The organism is Asticcacaulis sp. (assembly GCF_051954415.1).
In the GTDB taxonomy this organism is placed as follows: domain Bacteria; phylum Pseudomonadota; class Alphaproteobacteria; order Caulobacterales; family Caulobacteraceae; genus Asticcacaulis.
Genome location: NZ_JBQCHT010000002.1, coordinates 78,225 through 100,240 on the forward strand (window position 1 = coordinate 78,225; position 22,016 = coordinate 100,240).

Sequence of the window (22,016 nt, forward strand, 5' to 3'; positions counted from 1 at the left end):
CGGGGATTACTCAGCGGGACCGATTACAGGCAGCGACGGATCGTCCGTGGCGCTGACTTCGGGATCGTCGTGCATCCGGCCGAGTTTGCTTTCATACGGGCCCTTGTTGATGGCGCGGATCATCAGCTTGACCTCGATCACCGCCATGATGGCATAGACCAGGGTGAAACCTATGATGGTCGCCCATATCTGCCCTTTGGTGAGCGATGAGGCGCCCATGAAGGTCGGCAGCACGCCATCCACCGCCCAGGGCTGACGGCCGATTTCAGCCAAAACCCAGCCGGCTTCGATGGCGATCCACGGGAAGGGAATGGCGATCATGCAGGCCAGCAGGAACAGGCGGTTATTGTGCTTCTCGAAGGTCACCATCAGGAAGGCAATGGCGAACAGGGCGATGAAGGCGAAACCCAGGCCGGCCATCAGGCGGAAGGTCCAGAACATCACCGGCACATTGGGAATGGTGTCGAGCGAAGCCTGGACGATCATCTCATTGGTCGCCACACGCGGATCGGACACATACTTCTTGAGCAGGAGCGCATAGCCCAGGTCAGCCTTGTGCGCCTCGAACAGCGCGCGGGCATCCATATCGTCGGCATTGACCTTCAGCTTTTCAACACCGTCATAGGCGATGATGCCGGAACGGATGCGCATTTCCGCCTTGTCGGTCAGGTCGAGGATGCCGACGACCGGCGTATCGACACTGCGCGTGGCGATCAGGCCCAGCACATAGGGAATCTTGACGTCGAAATCGGTGCGCTGTTCCTTGACGTTCGGAATGCCGAAGACCGAAATCCCGGCGGGCGCCTTTTCGGTGTGCCACATCGATTCCAGGGCCGCCAGCTTCATCTTCTGGTTATCAGTCAGGGCATACCCCGACTCATCCCCCAGCACGACGACCGACAGCGAAGAGGCCAGGCCGAAGGCCGCAGCCACCGCCATGGAGCGCTTGGCGATGCTGGTCCATTTATTGTTCCACAGATAGATGGCCGAAACGCCCATCACGAAAACCGCCGCCAGCACATAGCCGGCGCTGACCGTATGGACGAACTTGGCCTGGGCCACCGGATTGAACAGCACATCGATGAAGTTAGTCACCTCCATGCGCATGGTGGCCGGATTGAACTCGGCGCCCGTGGGGTGCTGCATCCAGCCATTGGCGATCAGGATCCACAGCGCCGACAGGTTGGTGCCGAGCGCCACGAGAAACGTCACCAGCAGGTGCGCCGGCCGGGAGAGCTTTTCCCAGCCGAAGAACATCAGCCCGACGAAGGTGGCTTCGAGGAAGAAGGCCATCAGCCCCTCGATCGCCAGCGGCGCGCCGAATATGTCTCCGACATAGTGCGAATAGTAGGACCAGTTCATGCCGAACTCGAATTCCATGGTGAGACCCGTTGCCACACCCAGGACGAAGTTGATGCCGAACAAAAGCCCCCAGAAGCGCGTTATGGTGCGCCAGACCTCCTTGCGCGTAAGGACATAGACGCTTTCCATGATCACCAGCATGAAGCTGAGACCCAGGGTCAGCGGCACAAATAGAAAGTGGTACATAGCGGTCAAGGCGAATTGCAGCCTTGAGAGTTCTACGGTACTGAGGTCCATAAAGACTTCTCCCCAATAAACTTCGCGTCTCCGGTGAGAAGACACCTAAAAACAGCCCTTAGCAACGCTTAATTTCAACCTTTGGGAGAAGAAGCATTGCTAAACCCATATAAACTTTAAGGCTTATTCTTGCGCCGCACAATAACCAAGATGTCGCACCCGGATGCCGCACCTCCCGCAGAAAGCTCTGCGAAGCTTTTTCGCCGGCAATTGCGCAATTGGGGGCAAGCGGACGCCGGCCCTTTACGTCTCATGCACGGCTTGGGCCTGCTGGAAGGCGCCTGCATCGCCGGCTTCGCCTGGGGCCTGAGCCACATGATCAGCGACCTGTTCGGCAAGGCTGCCAGCCTTGGCAACCTCGCCCTTCCGCTGGTCGTGACCGTTGTCTCCCTCGCCGCACGCGCTATTTTAAGCCTTGTAAATCAGAAGCTTGCCATGCAGTCGGCACGACGGATCATCCGCGCTATAAGGCTCGACATCATGGCGAAAGCGCTCGGCGGCCATATCGATTCCGGCCGCCATCAGGCCCGGCTGAATGCCCTGTTCGAGGACACAGAAGCGCTGGAAGGCTATTACGCCCGTTTCCGCCAGAGCGACTTCCAGGCGCGCCTCCTGCCACTGATTTTTATCGCCCTGACGGCCCTGGCCAGCCCGGTCAGCGCCGGCATACTTCTGCTGACCCTGCTACCGTTTGTCGCAATGATGGCTGTTCTCGGCCTGACCAGCGCCGGGGAATCGAAGCGCCAACTCGACGCCCTGTCGCGCCTGTCCAACCTGTTTGTCGACCGCATTCGGGCCCTGCCGCTGATCCTGAGCTTCGAGGCCGGCCCCAGGCAGGTACGCACCGTCGGCCGCGCCGCCCATGAGGTTGCCGAACGGACGCTCAGCGTCCTTAAGATTGCCTTCGTCACCTCGGCCGTGCTGGAATTTTTCAGCGCGCTCAGCGTAGCGCTGATCGCCATCTATTGCGGCTTTTACCTGCTGGGCGAACTGCCCTTCAAGGTGCCGGAAACCCTGACCTTCGCCTCGGCCTTTTTCGTCCTGGCCCTGGCGCCGGAAGTCTATGCCCCCATGCGCCGCCTGGCCGCCGCCTACCACGACCAGCAAGCCGCGATGGCGGCAACTCAGAGGCTGATGGCGATTGAAGTCCAGGCTGAAAGCACACCTGCCGCGCGCCTGACCGCCGCACCGGAAATCCGCTATCATGCGGTCGTCTGCGGCTTTACCGATGATCCCGGCTTTCGCATCGGCCCCGTCAGCTTCACCGCCGCGCCAGGACAAATTATCGCCCTCAAGGGGCCGACAGGCTCGGGGAAAACCACGCTGCTGCGCTTGCTGCTGGCTCAAGGTCATCTGGTCGCCGGCACGGTCACGATCGATGGCCAGCCACTCACCGATATCGGCGAAAGCATCGCCTGGGTCTCGCAGGCACCGCCGATCCTGGCTGCCCCCCTGGCCGACAATCTCCGCGTCGCCAACCGCTCCGCCAGCGATGATCAGGTAAGGCAGGCGCTTGAATTGTTCGGACTTGAAGCCGTGGCTGAAAAACGCACCGGCTCTCTCAATGAACGCGGCTCCGGTCTTTCGGGCGGTGAACGGCGGCGCATCGGCCTGGCACGCGCCTGGCTGAAGGATGCGCCGATCCTGCTGCTCGATGAACCGACGGCCGATCTGGATGCAAAAGCGGAAGCCGACCTGATCACGCAATTGCCGGCGCTCTTCAGGGGCCGGACCGTGATCCTTTCCAGTCATTCGCCAAAGCTATGCGCCCTGGCCGATCGGGTGGTGGACCTGTCATGAGCTTTGATGACTATTTCAAAAAGCTGATTGACCGGTTCGGCACGCGCCTGTTCCTGACCGCCGTCTTCGCCGCCGGGGTCAGCGTCTCCGCCGTCATGCTGCTGGGGATTTCCGGCTGGTTCCTGACCGGCGCGGCGGTGGCAGGGGCCGCCGGCGTTCTGGCCGCGCAGGGTTTCAACTACCTGCTGCCGAGTGCGGCCATTCGTTTCTTCGCCATCGCCCGCACCGTGCTGCGCTATGGGGAACGCTATACCGGCCATTCGGCGGCCCTGCGCGCCATGGCTGAGTTGCGCCCTGCCCTGCTCGGCCGCGTGCTGACCAGTGATCCGCAAAATACCCTACGCTTAAGCCGGGGAGACGCCTCCAGCCGCTTCATCCAGGACGTGGCCACGCTCGAAAACGCGCTGGTCATGCGCAGCGCCCCCTGGGCCGGCGGCGCGGGCATCCTAACGGCGCTCGTATTGACGGCCATCGCCTCGCCGTGGGCCGCACTGGTCCTGCTGATTTTTATAACCTGCGCCGTGGCCGCAAGTCTCTACATCCACCGCCGCCCGGCCGATGACCTGTCCGAAGCGGCCGCCATGGGCGATCTCAAGGCGCGGTTTTTCTCGCTGATGGCGCTGCTGCCGGATATTCGCGCCTATGACCTGGGCGCTGCGCTTTTAGCCGAATTGCAGGATTTGGAAGCAAAACTGTTCGCCGCCAAAACCGATACGGTTGGCCGGGAAGCCGTCAGCAATGCAGCCACCACGGCCCTGACCGGCCTGTGCCTGGCGAGCATCGCCATGGCCAGTCTGGGCCAGCCCCTCGCCCATATGGCGCTGGCGCTGCTGGCCGGCAGCATGGGCTTTGAATCGGCCACGATCCTGACACGCGCCCTGAGCCAGAAGCCTGGCATCGATCAGGCACACGCCCGGCTGGCGGAAATCCACGATCAGCCGCTGGTGGAAAGAACCGATACTCAGGCAAGCGTTTCCATAGGCGGCCAGACCTTTACGCCAGACCGCACCTTACGCCTGCGTATCGACGGCCCTTCCGGCAGCGGCAAGACGCGCGCCATTGAAACCCTGATCGGCCTGAGAGGCGCAAGCGGCACGCCCGGCCTGTTCTCGCACTGCCCGCAGGATGCCACCCTGCTGACCGGCACGATCCGCGAAAACCTGTTGATGGCAATCAGTGACGCCGCATTGAAGGCCCTGAGCCGCGTCAATCAGGAACAGAAGATGCTGGAAGCGCTTGATACCGCCTGCCTGAAGGATCGGGTAATGGCCCTGCCGAAAGAACTCGATACCTGGATTGGCGATGGCGGAGTGACGCTTTCCGGCGGCGAACGCAAGCGCCTGGCCCTGGCCCGCGCCTTGATGCGGGAGGCACCGATCCTGGTACTGGACGAACCGACCGAAGGGCTTGATCTCGCCACCGAAGCGCGGGTGGTCAAAAACCTGGCGCAACGGCTGGCAGAACGCTCACAGGGCCTGATCCTGATCAGCCACCGCGAAGGCCCGCGCGTCCTGTCCGATCAGGTGGTCAGTCTTTAGGGCCGTAGGCGGCGAAGAAGACAAACATCGCGGCCTCGACCTCGGCGGCGATCTCTGCATCGGTCGGGGCCGGAATATAGTTGAGCAGGCGCGCCTTAATCATACGACCGTGAATCAACGAGGTGAAATGATGCGCGGCCACCATGATATCCGGCACGACCAGGGCGCCGCGCGCCACGGCTTTTTCAATATAGGCCGCCAGGATGCGCGCACCGGCGAGCGGACCGCTTTCATAGAACAGCCGGCCGATTTCCGGCGACTTGTGGCTTTCGGCGGAGATGACACGCCAGTTCTGCAAGGCCGGTTCCGCCGTGAAGGCGCGTAGATATCCCCTGGCGAAAGCGGTCAGCACGGTGCGGGCGTCGCCATCTTCCAGCAGCAGGTCAGCGATCTCACCACGATGGAAGATGCAACTGCGCTGCACATAGGCAGCGAACAGCTCTTCCTTGCTCTTGAAATAGTTATAGAGGGTGCCCTTGGAACCGCCCAGTTTCGCCGCGATGGTCGACATCGAGGCGCTGGCATAGCCTTCCGACAGGAAGATATCCGTCGCCACGTCGAGGATGGCTTCGCGGCGGTCTTCGCTGCTCATGCGCCCTTTGGATTCGCAGGTTTTCAACTCTTGTACTTTTTCGTTCTGCATCGCAAAATAATTCCTAAACCGTACGGTATGGTCAGTTGACAGATACATCGTACCGGACTATATGTCCAGCACAAATGACCATACCGTACGGTTGTTTCAAGAGTCCGCCCTTATGAGACTTAATAATATGACACATAACACGCCCTCCGCCCAAATGCCGCGCCGCCGTCTTTTTGTCGCAGCCCTTCTGGCCGCTACGGCCTTGAGTGGATGTACCACCCTGCCGCAAAGCGCGCCTTTCGCATCTGAGCCCAGTCAGGCCAGGAAGGTCAACCCCATCAATACGATAAGCGAGCAGATGTGGTGGAAGAGCCTCGGCGATCCGCAGTTGCAGCGCCTGATGACCCAGGCCCTCAACAATTCACCGTCGCTGGCCATGGCCGAAGCTCGCCTCAACCAGGCCCAGGCCGCCGTTTCGCAGTACCGCGCCGCGAATCGCCCGCAGGTCGGCCTTGATGCCACGGCTTACGAAGCGAAGCAGAGCTATAACTACCTTTTCCCGAAAGCCTATATCCCGCAAGGCTATACCGATTACGGCCAGACGACCCTGAGCTTCAACTGGGAACTTGATTTCTGGGGCCGCAACCGCGCCGCCATCGCCGCCGCCAGTTCCGCTGAGCAAGCCGCGGCCGCCGATGCAGCGCAGGCCCGCCTGGTGCTCTCCACCGCCATCGCCACCGCCTATATCGATCTCGACCGCCTCTACCAGGAACGCGACCTGGCCGAGCGCGCCGTCGGCATCCGCAGCGACAGCGCCAAACTGGTGCAGGACAAGCTCAATAACGGCGTCAGCAATAAGGCGCAGGATGCCCAGGCGCAGGCGGGTGTCTTCGCCGCCCGTGCCGACCTGGCCGCGCTGGACGAACAGATCGAACTCAACAAGCACCTGATCGCCATGCTGACCGGTGCCTCACCCGACTTCGCCAATACGCTGGAGCGCCCGGCCCTGGGGCTGGACACCCAGGCTTTCGGCAACGTGCCCGCCCAGGTCAATCTCGACCTGATCGGCCGCCGCCCGGATATTATCGCTGCCCGCTGGCGCGCCGAAGCGGCTTCGGCCCATATCAAACAGGCCCACGCCGCCTTCTATCCCAATATCAATATCGCCGCCTTTGCCGGCTTCCAGTCGCTGGGGCTCGATAAGCTGTTCTCATCCGGCTCCGATATCGGCCAGGTCGGCCCGGCGCTCAGCCTGCCCCTGTTTGATGGCGGCGCGCTGAAGGCCAATCTCAAATCGGCCGAAAGCGAACACGCCCTGGCTATCGCGGCCTATAATCAGGATGTGCTGCAAGCCATGCAGCAGGTGGCCGACACGCTTTCCAGCCAGAAGGCGCTACAGGCCCGGCTCGATAATTCCGAACAGGCCCTGACGGCCTATGAAGAGGCGTACCGCCTCAGCAAGCTGCGTTATGATGGCGGCCTGTCCGACTACACCTCCCTGCTGGTGGCCGAGCAAAGCCTGATCAGCCAGCGCCGCACGGTGGCCGACCTGCGTAGCCGCGCCATGACGCTCGATATCGCCCTGATCAAGTCGCTGGGCGGGACTTACAACATCCAAAATATTGCCCAAAATTAAGCTCTTAACACAGAGATCCGCACATGCCCGATACCGCACAAACGGCTGATAAAATTCAGTCTGCCCCCATCGCCTCCTCGCAAGCCGCCAGCAATGCCAAACGCAAGCGCCTGCTCACCTATCTCGGCATTGCCGTCGCTGTCGGCGCCGTCGCCTACGGCGCCTATTATGGCCTCGTCGCCTCACATTATGTCTCGACCGACAATGCCTATGTCGGCACCGATACGGCCCAGGTCAACGCGCTGGTCGCCGGTCCGGTGGCCAGCATCGCCGTTTCCGAAACCCAGATGGTAAAAGCCGGCGATGTGCTTCTGACCATCGATGACTCCGACGCGAAAATCGCCGTTGCCCAGGCTCAGGCGGCACTGGCCCAGGCCCAGCGTCACGTTCAGGGCTATTATGCCAGTGATGAGGCCCTGGCCGGCCAGTTGGGCGCCCGCCAGGCCGATGTCGCCAGTGCCGACGCCCAGATCGCCGCCGCCCAGGCCAATCTCAGCAATGCCAAAACCGAACTGACCCGCCGCCAGAACCTGGCACAATCGGGCGCGGTATCGCAGGAAGAACTGACCACGGCGCAGAACGCCTTCACCCAGGCTCAGGCCGCGCTGAATGCGGCCCAGGCGGCACGCGCTCAGGCCCTGGCCGGTGTTCAGGCCGCCAGCGGCCAGCGCGCCACCAATGCCGCCCAGTTCGCCGGTGTCGATGCCGCGCAAAACCCGGAAGTCCTGGCCGCGCAGGCGAAACTCGACGCCGCCAATCTGGCCCTGGAGCGCACCATTGTCCGCGCGCCCACCGATGGCATCGTTTCCAAAAAGGCCGTTCAGGTCGGCCAGCAGGTCGCCGTTGGTACCCCGCTGATGACCGTGGTGCCGATCGCCCGCGCCTATGTCGACGCCAATTTCAAGGAAGGCCAGTTGCGCAAGGTCATCCCCGGTCAGGCTGTGGAACTGCACTCTGACCTCTATGGCAAGGGCGTGGTTTTCCACGGCACTGTCCGCGGCATTTCCGGCGGCACCGGTTCGGCCTTCTCATTGATCCCGGCCCAGAATGCCTCTGGCAACTGGATCAAGGTGGTCCAGCGCCTGCCCGTCCGCATCGACCTCGACCCGAAGGAGTTGAAGGCGCACCCTTTGCGGGTCGGGCTTTCGATGAGCGCAAAGATCGATACCAAGAACTGACTTTCCTGGCCCCGCGTTTCTTCTCCCCCTGGGACGCGGGGTGCTTTTTCTATCCTGAACAAGAGGCGCTTCATGTCCTCCCCCGCTAATGCTGCGCCTGCCCCCATGACCGGCGGCCTGCTGGCCCTGACCGCCATCGCCCTGGCGCTCGGCACCTTCATGCAGGTGCTGGACTCCACCATCGCCAATGTCTCGATCCCGACCATCGCCGGCGATCTCGGCGTCTCGACCTCGCAGGGTACCTGGGTTATCACCTCATTCGCTGTGGCCAACGGCATTTCCGTCCCCCTCACCGGCTGGCTGATGGGGCGTTACGGCGTGGTTAAGACCTTCACCGCCGCCGTTGTCCTCTTCACCATCGCCTCCTTCCTGTGCGGCGTGGCCTGGGATATCAATTCGCTGATTTTCTTCCGCATCCTGCAGGGCGCGGTTTCCGGCCCGATGATCCCCGGCTCCCAGGCCCTGCTGATGATGATCTTCCCACCTAACAAGCGCGGTACGGCCCTGGCCATCTGGTCGATGACTACCCTGGTGGCGCCGATCTGCGGCCCGATCTTTGGCGGCTGGATCTCCGACAACATGACCTGGCCGTGGATATTCTTCATCAATGTACCGGTCGGCGTCTTCTGCGCCTTCTTCTGCTGGCGCGGCATGTCCGACCGCGAAACCCCGACCTTCCAGCGGCCGATCGACCGCACCGGCTTTGCCCTGCTAGTCGTCTGGGTCGGTGCGCTCCAGGTCATGCTCGACACCGGCAAGGAAGCCGACTGGTTCAATTCACCGGCCATCGTCGTCGAAACCATCATCGCCATCATCGGCTTCATCGCCTGGGTGATCTGGGAACTGAACGACAAGAACCCGATGGTCGATCTGTCCTTCTTCAAGACGCGCAACTTCGCCTTCGGCACCCTCATCCTGTGCATCGCCTATGCCATCTTCTTCGGCGCCAACCTGCTGATGCCTTTGTGGCTGCAAACCAACATGGGCTATATCGCCACGTGGGCCGGCCTCGCCGCCGCGCCCTCCGGCGCCGTGGCCGTGATCATGACGCCGTTTGCCGCCCGCCTGCTTAACAAGTATGACGCCCGCATCCTGGGTTCGGTGTCCCTGCTGCTGTTCGCCCTGTCCTTCTACATGCGGTCGCTTTTCACCACCGACGCCAGCTTCTTTGTGCTGACCCTGCCAATGCTGGTGATGGGGGCGGCGATGAGCATGTTCTTCATCTCGTTCATCAGTATCGGGCTGAATGGCATCCCGCACCAGCGCGTGCCAGCGGCTTCGGGCCTCAGCAACTTCGCGCGGATCATCGCCGGCTCCTTCGCCGCTTCACTGGTCACCACCCTGTGGGAACGCAGCGAAACCCAGCATCAGACCCGCCTGGCCGAAGTGATGGGCATGACCGATCCGGCCTTCCAGAATGCCCTGCATCAGGCGCAGGATTTCGGCCTGACGGCGGGCCAGAGCCTCGGCGCAATCATGCGGCAAGTCTCCAGCCAGGCCTTTCTGCTGGCCACGGTCGACCTGTTCCGCATTTCCTCTATCATCATCCTGCTGCTGGTGCCCGCCGTCTGGCTGTGCCGCAAGACCCTGGTCCAGGGCCCCGTCACCCACGCCGCGGACTGATTTTCGTAACCACCAATGAACACGAATGCACACTAATATTCGTGCTTATTCGTGTTCATTGGTGGTTTTCCCAACTTCATCTTGCATCCCTCATCGCATCGCGTCATAGCCGGTTACAAACGTAACGGAGTCTGAAGATGATCGCTTTTGCCTTGCACGGTGGCGCCGGCGCCAAGAAGGGCCGCGACTATTCCGCCGAGATCGCCAATATGCGCGAGATCACCGAAGCCGCCCGCGACGCTCTGAAAGCCGGGGCAACCGCGCTGGATGTCGTCACTGAGGTTGTCCGCAAACTGGAAGAGTCCGGGCTTTATGTCGCCGGCCGAGGGGCTTCGCCCAACCAGGCCGGCAATTACGAGCTCGACGCCAGCCTGATGAATGGCGCTGACCAGACCTGTGGTTCGGTCACGGCCCTGCAGGGCTTCGCCAATCCGGTCCTCGTCGCCCGTGCCGTGATGGAAAAGACGCCGCACGTCATGCTGGCGGGTGATGGCGCCGCGCTCTTCGCTCACGAGCAGGGCTTTGCCTCGATCGCCGATGAGGCCGAATATTTCACCCGCGCCGGACGTTTTGAGTCCAACCATCCCCCCGGCACATTGGCGCATGGCACGGTCGGCTGCGTCTGCCTCGACTCCTATGGCAACCTCGCCTCGGCTACCTCGACCGCCGGGGTCTTCGGCAAGATGGCCGGACGCGTTGGCGACACGCCCATCATCGGCGCCGGCACCTGGGCGGACGGCCAGACCGCCGTTTCCTGCACCGGTCAGGGCGAATACTTCATTCGCGTCAATGCCTCGGCGCAACTGGCCTTCCGCCACGCCGGCGGGCAGAAGCTCAGCGAAGCCGCCGACTCGGTCCTGCAACAGATCGTCGATATGGGCGGCGAAGGCGGCCTGATCGCGCTCAATCGCGCTGGTGAGGTCATTGTCCCCTTCCGCTCGCAGGGCATGAAGCGCGCCTGGTTCTCCGGCGAAGGTGAGATCGTCTCGGAAGCGTTTTAGCGGCAAAGCCCATCAAGATTGCTGATATCGACATCGGGCGGCGCATCGCTTCCCAGGTCGATGCCCTTTTCCTTCGCCGTGCGCTCGATCAGCAGCCCCTCGCCCTGGTGCGCGCTTGGTGCGCTGTAGGCCGGATCGCTTTGCGCCTGGTCGAGCGTCACGAAATGCGCGCCTTCTTCTTCAAAGGCGGTCAGCACTTCCGGCAGCATCAGGGCGGTAAAGGCGCCTTCATGGATCAGCAGGACGTGTGAAATCTGGCGGCCATAGGCCTTCTGCGACGCCATAAGGGAACGCGCGATCGACGCCTTCACCCCCTGCATGTACTGGATCTTCATGCTCTCGATGGTGTCCTGATCGCCCTTTGCCATGCAGCGGGTATAGGTCTCGGTATAGGCCCAGTCATTGAAGCTGATTGAGACATCGGCGATCCGGTATTTGTGCGCCTTCAGATAGGCCATGATCCCGGCATGATGGGCCTCATCACCGGCGCTAAGATAGGGAAAGCGCAGCACGCGCCAGTCTTCTTTGCCCATGCGATCGCGGATCGCGGGTTCGCCCTTTTCCAGATCAGCCTCGAAAGCTTCGAGCGTGCCGGCATTGATATTCATATGGCTGTAGGTGTGGTTGCCCAGCGGATAGCCGGCCGCCCGCCACATATCGAGCGCTGCCCCGCTGCCCGGTTCGCGCTCCAGCGCCACGGCATTGACGAAGCCGTAAACGCCAGGAACATTATGCGCCTTCAGCGCCGCCAGGTAATCGCGCGCCACATCGATCCGGCTGACGCCCGGCGGCACACTGCCATGCGCCGGCAGGTCATCCACGGTAATGGCGACATCGAAACCGGTCTGGGCCTGAGCCGTAAAAGCAGCAAGCGCCAGAGCGGAGGCACACAGAACGGCGGAACACAGGGCAACAACAGGCTTCATGGGGGCAGTCTCCTAATCCGCCTCTGATGGGCGTTAGCGCTACCCTGCGCCCGAAGTCAGCTTCTGGCAATCGCCTCGGTTGCCCCTTGCGCAAAAAACAGCGTTACGTTAACTATGCGCATCCAAAAATGGGCCAAGGAGGTCCAAGAGGGGGAACATCATGACCGGTAATATTTTCCTGCGTACCAGTGTAGTGTTTCTGTGTATCGGCATTGTACTCGGTGTGTATATGGGCGCCACCGAGAATTTCACCCAGATGCCCACACATGCGCACATTAACCTTGTGGCCGGAGTGTGGATGTTCCTCGCTGGATTGTTTTACAACGCGCATCCTGGCCTTTCACGCAAAGCAATCGCGTTTCATTACTGGCTGGCGCTCGTGGGCCTGCTGCTCTTTATTCCCGGCATATGGGGCGCGCAAACCCAGGCTTCCTGGTACAAGCCTGTCGTGGGCATTGGCAGTATTGTGACCGCGGCGCAGATCGTCTTCTTTGCCGTCATGGTTTTTCAGGGGACTGGAAAAAAATCTGCTCTCACGGGGTCGTGACGGCAGATCGGCCATAACTTCAAAAAAGGGATTGCCACGGGGCGACAACAGGCATAGTTTCATAGGATACTATATCTGTGAGACCCGCCATGACCGCCAACGCCCTGGCCTGCCCAACCGGAACCCGGCTCTTCGACGCGCTGGACGACCAGCCGCTTGATGCCATGCTGACCCTATTGCGCCAACTGCGCAGCGATCCGCGCGACGACAAGATTGATCTCGGCATCGGCGTTTATGGCGACGAGAAGGGCCGTACGCCGGTCATGCAGGCGGCGCGCCAGGCTGAACGAATCGTTGCCGAGGCCCAGACCACCAAGGCTTATGTGGCGGCCGAGGGCGATGTGCGGTTTGTCTCGCTGCTGGCGCCGATTGTACTGGGCGCCGCCCGCGCCGCCGATGACCGCTATTGCGGAATGCAGACGCCCGGCGGTACCGGCGCTTTGCGCCTGGCGGCCGAGCTGATCGCCCGTGCCAATCCGGACGCCCGTATCTGGATTGGCACGCCGAGCTGGGTCAATCACTATGGCCTGATGCGCGCGGCCGGCCTGACAATACTGGAGCATCCCTTCTTCGATCAGGCGACGCAGACTGTGCTGTTCGACGAAATGATGAGCGCACTCGAAGCCGCCCGCACCGGTGATGTTTTGCTCCTCCACGCCTGTTGCCATAACCCGACTGGGGCCGGTTTCACGGCCGATCAGTGGCGCGCCATCGCCGATCTGTGCGCACGCAAGGGCCTCCTGCCGCTGGTCGATATCGCCTATCAGGGCCTCGGCCACGGTATGGAAGAGGATGCCGCCGATATGCGCGCCCTGCTCGATATCGTGCCGGAAGCACTGGTAACGGCTTCGTGCTCCAAGAATTTCGGCCTCTACCGCGAGCGTATCGGTGCCCTGTGGATAAAGGGCAGCCATGCCCAGGCCGCTCTGCGTGCCCGCGCCACCTGCATGAAGGTTGGCCGGTCCATGTGGTCCATGCCGCCCGATCACGGCGCGTCTGTGGTTCGCACCATCCTGGAATCGCCCGAACTGACTGCGAGCTGGCAGGCCGAACTCACCACCATGCGCGCCCGCCTGAACGCCATGCGCGCCGAACTGGCGCACGCCCTGCCGCAACTGGCATCGGTGGCGCGGCAAACCGGCATGTTCGCCCTGCTGCCCCTCAGCCGCGAGGCCGTCACTGAACTCCGCGTGAGGCGCGGCATCTACATGATCGAAAACGGCCGGATGAACATCGCCGGCCTGACCTCTGAAAACCTGACGCGTTTCGCCGCGGCCTTAGCCCCGTACCTCAGCAAAGGAGAATAAAAATGGCTTCTAATCCTTTGGGCTTGAACGGTTTTGAGTTTGTTGAGTTCACCGGCCCAGATACCGCAGCCATGGCGGCGCAACTGGAGATGATGGGCTTTGTCGCCGCGTCACGCCACAAAACGCGCGATATCGTCCGCTATAAGCAGGGGACGATCAACTTCCTGCTCAATACCGCCGCCAGCCCGCAGGCGATCGATTTCGCCGGACATCACGGCCCTTCCGCCAATGGCATGGGCTTCCGCGTTTCGGATGCGAAAGCGGCCTATGACCTGGCCCTGCAAAATGGCGCTCAGGCGGCGGATGCCTCGCAAGGTGCGCTGGGCGAAGGCAGTTACGCCTTGAAGGGGATCGGTGGCTCGCTGCTCTATCTCGTTGATCACGATATTTACGCTGAGTGGGATGCTGTGCCCGGCGCGGCGGATGATGAACACCTGAACAGCGTTGGCTTTCAGGTACTCGACCACCTGACGCACAACGTGGCGCGCGGCCAGATGCGCACCTGGTCGAGCTTTTATGCCCAGATTTTCGGCTTCGAGGAGCAGAAGTATTTCGACATCAAGGGCCAGGCCACCGGTCTTTTCAGCCAGGCGATGATCGCGCCGGACGGCGCCATCCGCATCCCGCTCAATGAGAGCCAGGACGATACCAGCCAGATCAAGGAATTCCTGCGCCAGTATAATGGCGAGGGCATCCAGCATATCGCCCTCACCACCGACAATATCTATGAAACGGTCGAGAAACTGCGCGCCCGTGGCGTCAAATTGCAGGACACGATCGAGACCTATTATGACCTCGTCGATAAGCGTGTACCCGGCCATGGCGAAGATCTGGAGCGCCTGAAAGCCAACCGCATCCTGATCGATGGTAATGTCGGCGAAGAAGGCATATTGTTGCAGATCTTCACCGAGAACACATTCGGGCCGATCTTCTTCGAGGTCATTCAGCGCAAGGGCAATCAGGGCTTTGGCAATGGTAATTTCCAGGCGCTGTTTGAGTCGATCGAGTTGGACCAGATCCGGCGCGGCGTGATCAAGGTGGCATGACCTTTGTACCTCCCCGCTTGTCGGGGAGGGGGACCGCACGACCAAAGGGAGATGCGGTGGTGGGGTTTCTTACTTCCATAGGAGGAGGCGCAAATGTCAGATTACATGACTGGCTTCGGCAATCACTTCGCCACAGAGGCCGTGCCCGGCGCCCTGCCGATCGGACAGAATTCGCCACAGCAAGTCCCTTTCGGCCTCTATGCCGAACAACTCTCCGGCTCTGCCTTCAGCGCGCCACGCGCCGAGAACCGCCGGTCCTGGCTTTACCGTTTGCGCCCTTCGGCCAGCCACGCGCCCTTTACACCCTACCGCGATGCCCCCACCTTCGCACCACCGACACCCAACCGCCTGCGCTGGTCACCGCTGACTGCGCCTGACAAACCAACCGATTTCATCGACGGCCTGACTGCTTACGCCGCCAATGGTGATCCGGCGGCGCAAACCGGTGTGACCGTCTGGCTCTACGCCGCCAACCGCTCGATGAACCGCGCCTTCTTCGATGCCGATGGCGAACTGCTGATCGTGCCGCAATCGGGCCGGCTGGTGATCTTCACAGAGATCGGCGTGCTGAAGATCGAGCCACTCCAGATCGCTGTCGTTCCGCGTGGCATGAAGTTTCGCGTCGCCCTGCCGGATGGTCATGCCACCGGTTATGTGCTTGAAAATCACGGTCATCCTTTCCGCCTGCCCGACTTGGGCCCTATCGGCGCCAATGGCCTGGCCAATGCGCGAGATTTCGAGACGCCCGTCGCCGCTTTCGAGGATATCGATGGCGACTATGAACTGATCCAGAAATTCTGCGGTCGGCTGTGGACGGCCCGCGTGGATCATTCTCCGCTCGATGTCGTGGCCTGGCATGGCAATCTGGCTCCGTATCGCTACGATCTGCGGCGCTTCAATACCATCAATACGGTCAGTTTCGATCATCCTGATCCGTCGATCTTCACCGTTCTCACCTCGCCTTCCGAGGCGCCCGGCACCGCCAATGCCGACTTCGTCATCTTCCCGCCGCGCTGGATGGTGGCCGAGCACACCTTCCGTCCGCCGTGGTTCCACCGCAATATCATGAGCGAATTCATGGGCCTGATCACCGGCGCCTATGACGCCAAGGCAGACGGCTTTGCCCCCGGTGGCGCAAGCTTACACAACTGCATGAACGGCCACGGCCCGGACAAGGCGAGCTATGAGGCCGCCATCGCCGCCGATCTGAAGCCGCACAAGATTGAAGGGACTATGGCCTTCATGTTCGAAAGCCGCTTGCCCTTTATTCCGACCACTTGGGCGATGGAAACACCGCTTTTGCAACGCGATTACGACCACTGCTGGGACAATTTCAAAAAGGCCGAACTGCCGAAGTAAAGAAGGTTTATCCGCAGATTACACAGATTATGCGGGCGCTACCACGCCCTAGGTGTCTGAACTGACTATAGCGCTATAACGACGCGGAGCGTCATAAGTGCAATTTTGCTCAGCAGTCCGACACAAATGCGGAAGGGCGCGGTAGCGCCCGCATAATCTGTGTAATCTGTGGATCACCTAAACCTTACGCACCACATATACTGAAGCCAGAATGATAGACTCAACCCACGATCCGAAACTGACCTCCTGGGTCGCCAGTGCCAATGGCCATGCGGACTTCCCGATCCAGAACCTGCCGCTCGGCCTGTTTTCGCCGACCAATGAGGCGCCCCGTCCGGGCACGGTTATCGGCGAACATATCATCGAATGGCAGGCGCTTGTCACCGCCGGCCTGATGCAGGATAGTGTGACGATCGAAGAGGTCCTGGCAACGCCAGCCCTGCGCAAATCCCTGCGCCAGCAACTGTCGAAACTGCTCAGTGATCCGCTGTACCGCGAAACCGCCGAACCTTATCTTCATGCTGCCGCCGACTGTACCCTGCATCTGCCGACGCATATTGGCGATTATACTGATTTCTATGCCGGAATTCATCATGCGGTGACCGTCGGCAAGCTGTTCCGGCCGGACAACCCCCTGCTGCCGAATTACAAACATGTGCCGATCGGCTATCACGGCCGTGCCTCGTCCATCCGGCAGAGTGGCGAACCGGTTATCCGCCCGAAAGGCCAGACGAAAGCACCTGATGCCGAGACACCCGCCTTCGGCCCCAGCAAGCGGCTCGATTTCGAGCTGGAACTGGGCATCTGGATAGGCCCTGGCAACGCACTCGGCCAGCCTATCGATATTGCCGCGGGCGCCGATCATATCGCAGGCTATTGCCTGCTCAACGACTGGTCGGCGCGCGATTTCCAGGCCTGGGAATACCAGCCGCTCGGCCCCTTTCTCGCCAAGAACTTCATGACCACCATTTCGCCGTGGATCATCACGCCGGAGGCTCTGGCGCCGTTCCGTCTGGCGCAGGCGCCCCGTCCGGACGGAGATCCAAAGCCCCTGCCCTATCTGTGGGACGAAGCCGATCAGGCAAACGGTGCGCTGAAACTTTCCCTGGAAGTGTTGATCCAGACCAACGACATGCGCGCGCAAAACCTTCCGCCTGTTGCCCTCAGCCACAGCGAAGCGCGCCATATGTACTGGACCCCGGCACAGCTTGTCACCCACCACGCCAGCAATGGCTGCAACCTGCAAACCGGCGACCTGCTGGGCACCGGCACTATCTCTGGGCCGTCTCCAGACAGCGCCGGCAGCCTGCTGGAACTGTCCGAAGGCGGTAAAAAGCCCGTGAGTTTGCCGTCAAATGAAACACGCTGCTTTCTTGAAGACGGCGATGCGCTTATCTTGAGAGCCTATGCCGAAGCCGACAACTTTGTCCGCATCGGCTTCGGAGACTGCCGCGGGCGTATTTTACCCGCCGGATAAGAGCCAGATAAGAGAAAGCAGGCGAGGATGCTCAAATTGCATGATTACTGGCGCTCCAGCGCCGCCTATCGCGTTCGCATCGCGCTCAATCTCAAGGGACTGGACTACAAACAGGACAGTCATGACCTGCGCACCAATGCCCAGCATCTCGACAGCTATAAGGCGCTGAATCCGCAAGGTCTGGTGCCCGCGCTCGATATCGGCGGCCATATCCTGACGCAAAGTTCGGCGATCATCGAGTGGCTGGAGGAAACCTGCCCTGAGCCCCCCCTTTTGCCGCGCGCCGCCGCTGACCGCGCCGTGGTCCGCGCCATGGCGGGCCTGATCGCCTGCGATATCCACCCGCTGAATAATCTGCGGGTATTGCGTGAACTGAAGAAAGACTGGAACGCCGACGAGGCGCAAACAAAGATGTGGGCCAAGGGCTGGATCGCCGAGGGGTTCACCGCCCTGGAAAGCCTGATCGGCCGGCACGGTAACGGCTACTGCTTCGGCGATCGCCCGACCCTGGCCGACTGCTTCCTGGTGCCGCAGGTTTTTTCCGCGCAGCGCTTCGGTGTCAGCCTTGATCCCTACCCGAATATCCGGGCGGTCAATGAACGCTGCGACGAGCACCCGGCCTTTTCGCGTGCCCATCCGGCGCACCAGCCTGATGCCGATACGGTCGATTTCAATACCAGATGAGTTTAAGAGTCTACGCCACCCCCGCCGGCGTAAAACTGGGGCCGAAGGATCTGATCGCGCCCGACACGGCGCGCAACTTCGTGCTGGAAATCGGCGAGGCGCATTTTCACGGCTTCGTGGTACGCAAGGCCAATGACTTTTACGGCTATGTCGACCGCTGCCCGCACGCCGGCCTGCCCCTGGCGCAAGAACTCGACGACTACCTGACGCCCCAGGCCGACCTGATTTCCTGTAGCTGGCATGGCGCCCTGTTTCGCATCTCCTCCGGCCAGTGTGTCGGCGGTCCTTGCGCCGGACAGTCGCTGACGCCGTGGCCAGTACGAATTGAAGACGGTTTTATAGTGACCGTTTAAGCCGTTGCGTCGTTCGAGCCGCGCTTTGCCGTCAGGCTCGAACCCGCTGAGGCGATGATGACCAGCGCCACCGCCAGCCATTGCAGCGGCGTCAGTAACTCATGCAGAATAACGAGTCCCAGCAGAGCTGCAACGGCCGGCTCCAGGCTCATCATCAGGCCAAAGGTTTTGGCCGGCATGGCTTTCAGCGCGACCATTTCCAGCGCATAGGGAATGGCGCTGGCCAGGATACCGATACCGACGCCGTAGAGCAGTATGGTCGGCGACAACAACGACGCCCCAGCAAAGGCCACACCGATAGGCACGGTGAAAAGCGTCGAAAAGGCCATGCCGAGCGCCACGGCCTTGCCCCCGTGGACCCGATCACCGACCTTTTGGCCGACAATGATATAAAGCCCCCACAGCACACCGGCGATCAGGGCGTAGACCACGCCCAGCAGATCGAGCGCCGTGCTGCCGTCTCCCCACGGAAGCAAGATCAGCAGCCCTGCCACGGCGCAGGCCACCCAGATAAAGTCACTCCATTTGCGTGACCCCAGGATCGCCACGGTGAGAGGCCCGGAAAATTCCAGCGCCACGGCGATCCCTAACGGAATACGGGCGATCGAAGCATAAAACACCAGGTTCATGACGCCGAGTATGGCGCCATACAGCGCCAGCACCGGCCAGTGTCTGCGCTCCGGCCCGCCGCGCCACGGCTGGAAGACGATCAGCAGGGAGACGGTGGCGAAGAACTGGCGCAGGGCCGTTGTGCCCTCTGAACCGACCAGCGGAAAGACGTGCTTGCTCAGCGTGGCGCCAAGCTGCACCGAGACAATGGCGATCAGAATGGCGACAATCGCCCACAGTTTGGGATTTTTAGACATGGCTCGACTCCGGTGTGGCGTCGTCTTTTCGTAACCGGGTACGGCGCACCTCGTCCGGAGAATATCTGCGCCCAGGATAGCGTTTCGATATGACAATCTCAACGGATCGGAAAAATAAAATTGGTCTTGTTGCTTATGACCAATAGGTAGGCCACCCTTCGGAAAAATGGAGGAAAAACCATGAAATCGCTCGTCGCCCTGATGGCGTCCGCGGCCCTGATGGCTGCGCCGGTAATGGCCAAGCCCGCGCCCAAACCGGTAATTATCGGTTATCTGCCGGCCTTCAAGGGCCCCATGCTGCCCTATATGGACACGATCGACCTGAACAAGGTCACCCATATCAACCTGTCCTTTGTCAATCCCGATCCGCAGGGGCAAATCACCAATGGCGACCTGATGGCCTGCATGGATACCGAAGGACATGGCGCCTTGCCGGTGAGCGATGTGCAGGCGGTGATCGACCGCGCCCACAAGGCCAATGTAAAGGTGCTGATCTCCCTTGGCGGCGGCATTATTCCCAAATGCTCGGGTGACTGGCCCACCTTGCTCAAGCCGGAAAACCGCGCCGTCACCGTGGCCAATCTCATAAAGTTTCTCGATGACACCGGCCTCGATGGCCTGGATATCGATCTCGAATGGGATGTGCTGACGGCCATTGATAAGGCCGGAGAATATACGCCCTTCATCCAGGCCCTGAGCGCCGAACTCAAGAAACGCGGCAAGCTGCTGACCTGCGCCACCGCTTCAGCTGAAGGCGGCATGGTGCCGGTCTCGTCCGTGCCCTATTTTGATTATGTGAACATCATGTCCTATGACGCCATTGGCCCTTCATGGGGTACGCCCGGTGATGAGCACGCCACCCTGGATATGGCCAAACACGATATCGCCGTCTGGCAGGCGCGCGGGGTGAAAAAGGGCCAGTTGGTGCTTGGCGTGCCCTTTTATGGCCATGCCTTCGGCAGCTACAAACTCGGTTTCCACGATTATAAGAGTCTGCTGGCGGAATATGGCGATGCGGTTGCCGAAAATGATATTCTCGGCAAGGCGTGCGCCGGCTGCGATTACGTCACCTATAATGGCCGCCCGACGATCCGCCAGAAAGCCGAACTGGCCCGGCAGAGCGGTGCCGGCGTCATGATCTGGGAACTGACGGCCGATCAGCCGGGGCCGAACAGCCTGCTTGATGCGCTGCATGACTCGCTCAATTCTACTGCAGAGTGAATTGCGCAGCATATTTTCCCACCGCACCGCATCAGACGATAAAATATCCCGGATCGTCGTCAATTTTCCAAATTTGACATAAATGTCAGTATTTGAAATTGACCCTGCGTCGGGTTTTTTGTATTGTGTTTTCAATAACAAGAGAAAACGCCACAGACCGAATCATGTTTACGCCTCCGCGCCTCAGCCAGGGTCCGAGCACCACCTCAACCCGAAGCCACACCCAGACAGCGTGCGTAAACCGGCCGGCGCGCCTCGCCAGACATAGCGAAAATGCTGCATCACGTCCCGATGCAGCATTTTTTGTCATTGGCGTCGAAACGCATCAGGCCGTGCCCCAATGAAAAAGGATACAGGGAACAAAACACCATGAAAACCAGCATAAAAGCGAAGCCCGCCTCTCAAGCCGACAACGCCGTTTTTGAATATGCGCTGCGCCTGGGCGATGATGCCCTCATTCTCGGCCAGCGCCTGAGCGCCTGGTGCGGCCACGCCCCCAGCCTGGAAGTCGATCTCGGTCTCTCCAGCCTGGCGCTCGATCTCGTCGGCCAGGCCACCTTCTGGCTGGAACTGGCCGCCCGGCATGACCCGCGGGGCCGCGATGCCGATACCCTGGCCTTCCGCCGCGATACCCACGATTTCCATAATTGTCTTCTGGTCGAGCAGCCGAATGGCGACTTCGCCCAGACCCTGGCGCGACAGTTCCTGTTTTCCAACTATCAGCTTCTGTTCCTGGAAGCCCTCAAGGGCTCATCCGACAAGGCCATGGCCGACATTGCCGCCAAGTGCGCCGGCGATGTCGCCTATCATGTCGATTTCGCCCGTGACTGGATGATCCGCCTGGGCGACGCCTCCTGCGTCAGCCACCAGCGCCTGGTCAAGAGCATGGACTTCATGTCCCACTTCGTCGATGAGTTGTTCATCATGGATGAGGTCGATAATGCCCTGCTCGCCGACGGCATATCCATCTGCAAGGCGGCCCTGCGCAACGAGTTCGACCATCGCATTGCCAGTGTTTTGAGCGAGGCCGGACTGACGCCGCCCAAGGCAAAACGCTCCGTGATCCTGGGCCGCAAGGGCCATGACAGCGAGCATGTCGCCTTGCTACTGCACGACATGCAGATCCCGCCGCACGAGGCCGATCCACGCTGGTAAGAAAGTTAAGGTTGATCCACAGATTACGCAGATTTGCGGGCGGGACCCCGCCCGGGGTGTGCCGGTCAGCGCCCAGGGGCGACCGGCCCGCCCCCGCCGGCACGGGGGAATGTTGAG

Annotated in this window: 19 protein-coding genes and 1 riboswitch; of the genes, 15 read left to right on the top strand and 4 right to left on the bottom strand. The window is 61.1% G+C overall.

Going from position 1 to position 22,016, the window contains the following annotated elements; genetic code table 11:
• Nucleotides 1-6 precede the first annotated feature (6 nt).
• Nucleotides 7-1,599: a cytochrome ubiquinol oxidase subunit I gene (locus tag ACTHND_RS00410; protein ID WP_440175230.1), complete on the bottom strand. Its 1,593-nt coding sequence runs from the start codon at nucleotides 1,597-1,599 to the stop codon at nucleotides 7-9.
• 252 nt (nucleotides 1,600-1,851) lie between these two features.
• On the opposite strand from ACTHND_RS00410, the gene ACTHND_RS00415 reads away from it, so the two are divergent.
• Entirely contained in the window at nucleotides 1,852-3,399 is a 1,548-nt protein-coding gene (locus ACTHND_RS00415; protein ID WP_440175232.1) for an ABC transporter ATP-binding protein/permease, read from the top strand.
• Nucleotides 3,396-4,937, top strand: a complete 1,542-nt coding sequence (locus tag ACTHND_RS00420; RefSeq protein ID WP_440175233.1) for an amino acid ABC transporter ATP-binding/permease protein — start codon at nucleotides 3,396-3,398, stop codon at nucleotides 4,935-4,937. Before ACTHND_RS00415 ends, ACTHND_RS00420 begins: the two co-directional genes overlap by 4 nt.
• Here ACTHND_RS00420 and ACTHND_RS00425 read toward each other — a convergent pair.
• Nucleotides 4,927-5,529, bottom strand: a complete 603-nt coding sequence (locus ACTHND_RS00425) for a TetR/AcrR family transcriptional regulator (protein WP_440175234.1) — start codon at nucleotides 5,527-5,529, stop codon at nucleotides 4,927-4,929. The genes ACTHND_RS00420 and ACTHND_RS00425 overlap by 11 nt on opposite strands.
• Nucleotides 5,530-5,707: 178 nt before the next feature.
• On the opposite strand from ACTHND_RS00425, the gene ACTHND_RS00430 reads away from it, so the two are divergent.
• From ACTHND_RS00430 to ACTHND_RS00445, 4 genes are all read left to right on the top strand, one after another.
• Entirely contained in the window at nucleotides 5,708-7,156 is a 1,449-nt protein-coding gene (locus ACTHND_RS00430; RefSeq protein ID WP_440175235.1) for an efflux transporter outer membrane subunit, read from the top strand.
• 23 nt (nucleotides 7,157-7,179) lie between these two features.
• A complete protein-coding gene (locus tag ACTHND_RS00435) occupies nucleotides 7,180-8,334 on the top strand; it encodes an HlyD family efflux transporter periplasmic adaptor subunit (RefSeq protein ID WP_440175236.1) in 1,155 nt (384 codons plus the stop codon).
• A gap of 72 nt (nucleotides 8,335-8,406) precedes the next feature.
• Nucleotides 8,407-9,957: a DHA2 family efflux MFS transporter permease subunit gene (locus tag ACTHND_RS00440; protein ID WP_440175237.1), complete on the top strand. Its 1,551-nt coding sequence runs from the start codon at nucleotides 8,407-8,409 to the stop codon at nucleotides 9,955-9,957.
• A 137-nt stretch (nucleotides 9,958-10,094) separates the two neighbouring features.
• Nucleotides 10,095-10,958 carry an isoaspartyl peptidase/L-asparaginase family protein gene (locus ACTHND_RS00445; protein ID WP_440175238.1) on the top strand — a complete coding sequence of 288 codons (864 nt, stop codon included), beginning with the start codon at nucleotides 10,095-10,097 and terminating at the stop codon, nucleotides 10,956-10,958.
• On the opposite strand, the gene ACTHND_RS00450 is transcribed toward ACTHND_RS00445, so the two are convergent.
• Nucleotides 10,955-11,884 carry a polysaccharide deacetylase family protein gene (locus ACTHND_RS00450; RefSeq protein WP_440175240.1) on the bottom strand — a complete coding sequence of 310 codons (930 nt, stop codon included), beginning with the start codon at nucleotides 11,882-11,884 and terminating at the stop codon, nucleotides 10,955-10,957. The genes ACTHND_RS00445 and ACTHND_RS00450 overlap by 4 nt on opposite strands.
• A gap of 160 nt (nucleotides 11,885-12,044) precedes the next feature.
• On the opposite strand from ACTHND_RS00450, the gene ACTHND_RS00455 reads away from it, so the two are divergent.
• The 7 genes from ACTHND_RS00455 to ACTHND_RS00485 all read left to right on the top strand — a co-directional run bounded on the left by ACTHND_RS00455 (nucleotide 12,045) and on the right by ACTHND_RS00485 (nucleotide 18,657).
• Nucleotides 12,045-12,431: a hypothetical protein gene (locus ACTHND_RS00455; protein ID WP_440175242.1), complete on the top strand. Its 387-nt coding sequence runs from the start codon at nucleotides 12,045-12,047 to the stop codon at nucleotides 12,429-12,431.
• An 89-nt stretch (nucleotides 12,432-12,520) separates the two neighbouring features.
• Nucleotides 12,521-13,738: an amino acid aminotransferase gene (locus ACTHND_RS00460; protein ID WP_440175244.1), complete on the top strand. Its 1,218-nt coding sequence runs from the start codon at nucleotides 12,521-12,523 to the stop codon at nucleotides 13,736-13,738.
• A gap of 2 nt (nucleotides 13,739-13,740) precedes the next feature.
• Entirely contained in the window at nucleotides 13,741-14,784 is a 1,044-nt protein-coding gene (gene hppD, locus ACTHND_RS00465; protein WP_440175245.1) for a 4-hydroxyphenylpyruvate dioxygenase, read from the top strand.
• A 93-nt stretch (nucleotides 14,785-14,877) separates the two neighbouring features.
• A complete protein-coding gene (hmgA, locus tag ACTHND_RS00470; protein ID WP_440175246.1) occupies nucleotides 14,878-16,143 on the top strand; it encodes a homogentisate 1,2-dioxygenase in 1,266 nt (421 codons plus the stop codon).
• Nucleotides 16,144-16,354: 211 nt separating this feature from the next.
• A complete protein-coding gene (gene fahA, locus ACTHND_RS00475) occupies nucleotides 16,355-17,620 on the top strand; it encodes a fumarylacetoacetase (protein ID WP_440175247.1) in 1,266 nt (421 codons plus the stop codon).
• A 27-nt stretch (nucleotides 17,621-17,647) separates the two neighbouring features.
• On the top strand, nucleotides 17,648-18,304 hold the full coding sequence (gene maiA, locus ACTHND_RS00480; protein WP_440175248.1) for a maleylacetoacetate isomerase: 657 nt from the start codon (nucleotides 17,648-17,650) through the stop codon (nucleotides 18,302-18,304).
• Entirely contained in the window at nucleotides 18,301-18,657 is a 357-nt protein-coding gene (locus ACTHND_RS00485; RefSeq protein ID WP_440175249.1) for a Rieske (2Fe-2S) protein, read from the top strand. The genes maiA and ACTHND_RS00485 overlap by 4 nt, the downstream gene beginning before the upstream one ends.
• Here the strand turns inward: ACTHND_RS00485 and ACTHND_RS00490 are convergent.
• Nucleotides 18,654-19,523, bottom strand: coding sequence for an EamA family transporter (locus ACTHND_RS00490; protein ID WP_440175250.1), 870 nt, complete (start codon nucleotides 19,521-19,523; stop codon nucleotides 18,654-18,656). The genes ACTHND_RS00485 and ACTHND_RS00490 overlap by 4 nt on opposite strands.
• A gap of 14 nt (nucleotides 19,524-19,537) precedes the next feature.
• Nucleotides 19,538-19,594: riboswitch (guanidine-III (ykkC-III) riboswitch) on the bottom strand.
• A gap of 109 nt (nucleotides 19,595-19,703) precedes the next feature.
• Between ACTHND_RS00490 and ACTHND_RS00495 the strand changes: the two genes are divergently transcribed.
• Nucleotides 19,704-20,744, top strand: a complete 1,041-nt coding sequence (locus ACTHND_RS00495; RefSeq protein ID WP_440175251.1) for a glycosyl hydrolase family 18 protein — start codon at nucleotides 19,704-19,706, stop codon at nucleotides 20,742-20,744.
• Between the two features lie 369 nt (nucleotides 20,745-21,113).
• The gene (paaC, locus tag ACTHND_RS00500) at nucleotides 21,114-21,899 is read left to right on the top strand and encodes a 1,2-phenylacetyl-CoA epoxidase subunit PaaC (RefSeq protein ID WP_440175252.1); all 786 of its coding nucleotides are present in this window, start codon (nucleotides 21,114-21,116) and stop codon (nucleotides 21,897-21,899) included.
• The last annotated feature ends 117 nt before the right edge of the window (nucleotides 21,900-22,016 follow it).

Bases quoted from the DNA above. Each gene is read 5' to 3' on its own strand.
- ACTHND_RS00410 (WP_440175230.1), bottom strand. From the start codon at position 1,599: ATGGACCTCAGTACCGTAGAACTCTCAAGGCTGCAATTCGCCTTGACC.
- ACTHND_RS00415 (WP_440175232.1), top strand. From the start codon at position 1,852: ATGCACGGCTTGGGCCTGCTGGAAGGCGCCTGCATCGCCGGCTTCGCC.
- ACTHND_RS00420 (WP_440175233.1), top strand. From the start codon at position 3,396: ATGAGCTTTGATGACTATTTCAAAAAGCTGATTGACCGGTTCGGCACG.
- ACTHND_RS00425 (WP_440175234.1), bottom strand. From the start codon at position 5,529: ATGAGCAGCGAAGACCGCCGCGAAGCCATCCTCGACGTGGCGACGGAT.
- ACTHND_RS00430 (WP_440175235.1), top strand. From the start codon at position 5,708: ATGACACATAACACGCCCTCCGCCCAAATGCCGCGCCGCCGTCTTTTT.
- ACTHND_RS00435 (WP_440175236.1), top strand. From the start codon at position 7,180: ATGCCCGATACCGCACAAACGGCTGATAAAATTCAGTCTGCCCCCATC.
- ACTHND_RS00440 (WP_440175237.1), top strand. From the start codon at position 8,407: ATGTCCTCCCCCGCTAATGCTGCGCCTGCCCCCATGACCGGCGGCCTG.
- ACTHND_RS00445 (WP_440175238.1), top strand. From the start codon at position 10,095: ATGATCGCTTTTGCCTTGCACGGTGGCGCCGGCGCCAAGAAGGGCCGC.
- ACTHND_RS00450 (WP_440175240.1), bottom strand. From the start codon at position 11,884: ATGAAGCCTGTTGTTGCCCTGTGTTCCGCCGTTCTGTGTGCCTCCGCT.
- ACTHND_RS00455 (WP_440175242.1), top strand. From the start codon at position 12,045: ATGACCGGTAATATTTTCCTGCGTACCAGTGTAGTGTTTCTGTGTATC.
- ACTHND_RS00460 (WP_440175244.1), top strand. From the start codon at position 12,521: ATGACCGCCAACGCCCTGGCCTGCCCAACCGGAACCCGGCTCTTCGAC.
- hppD (WP_440175245.1), top strand. From the start codon at position 13,741: ATGGCTTCTAATCCTTTGGGCTTGAACGGTTTTGAGTTTGTTGAGTTC.
- hmgA (WP_440175246.1), top strand. From the start codon at position 14,878: ATGTCAGATTACATGACTGGCTTCGGCAATCACTTCGCCACAGAGGCC.
- fahA (WP_440175247.1), top strand. From the start codon at position 16,355: ATGATAGACTCAACCCACGATCCGAAACTGACCTCCTGGGTCGCCAGT.
- maiA (WP_440175248.1), top strand. From the start codon at position 17,648: ATGCTCAAATTGCATGATTACTGGCGCTCCAGCGCCGCCTATCGCGTT.
- ACTHND_RS00485 (WP_440175249.1), top strand. From the start codon at position 18,301: ATGAGTTTAAGAGTCTACGCCACCCCCGCCGGCGTAAAACTGGGGCCG.
- ACTHND_RS00490 (WP_440175250.1), bottom strand. From the start codon at position 19,523: ATGTCTAAAAATCCCAAACTGTGGGCGATTGTCGCCATTCTGATCGCC.
- ACTHND_RS00495 (WP_440175251.1), top strand. From the start codon at position 19,704: ATGAAATCGCTCGTCGCCCTGATGGCGTCCGCGGCCCTGATGGCTGCG.
- paaC (WP_440175252.1), top strand. From the start codon at position 21,114: ATGAAAACCAGCATAAAAGCGAAGCCCGCCTCTCAAGCCGACAACGCC.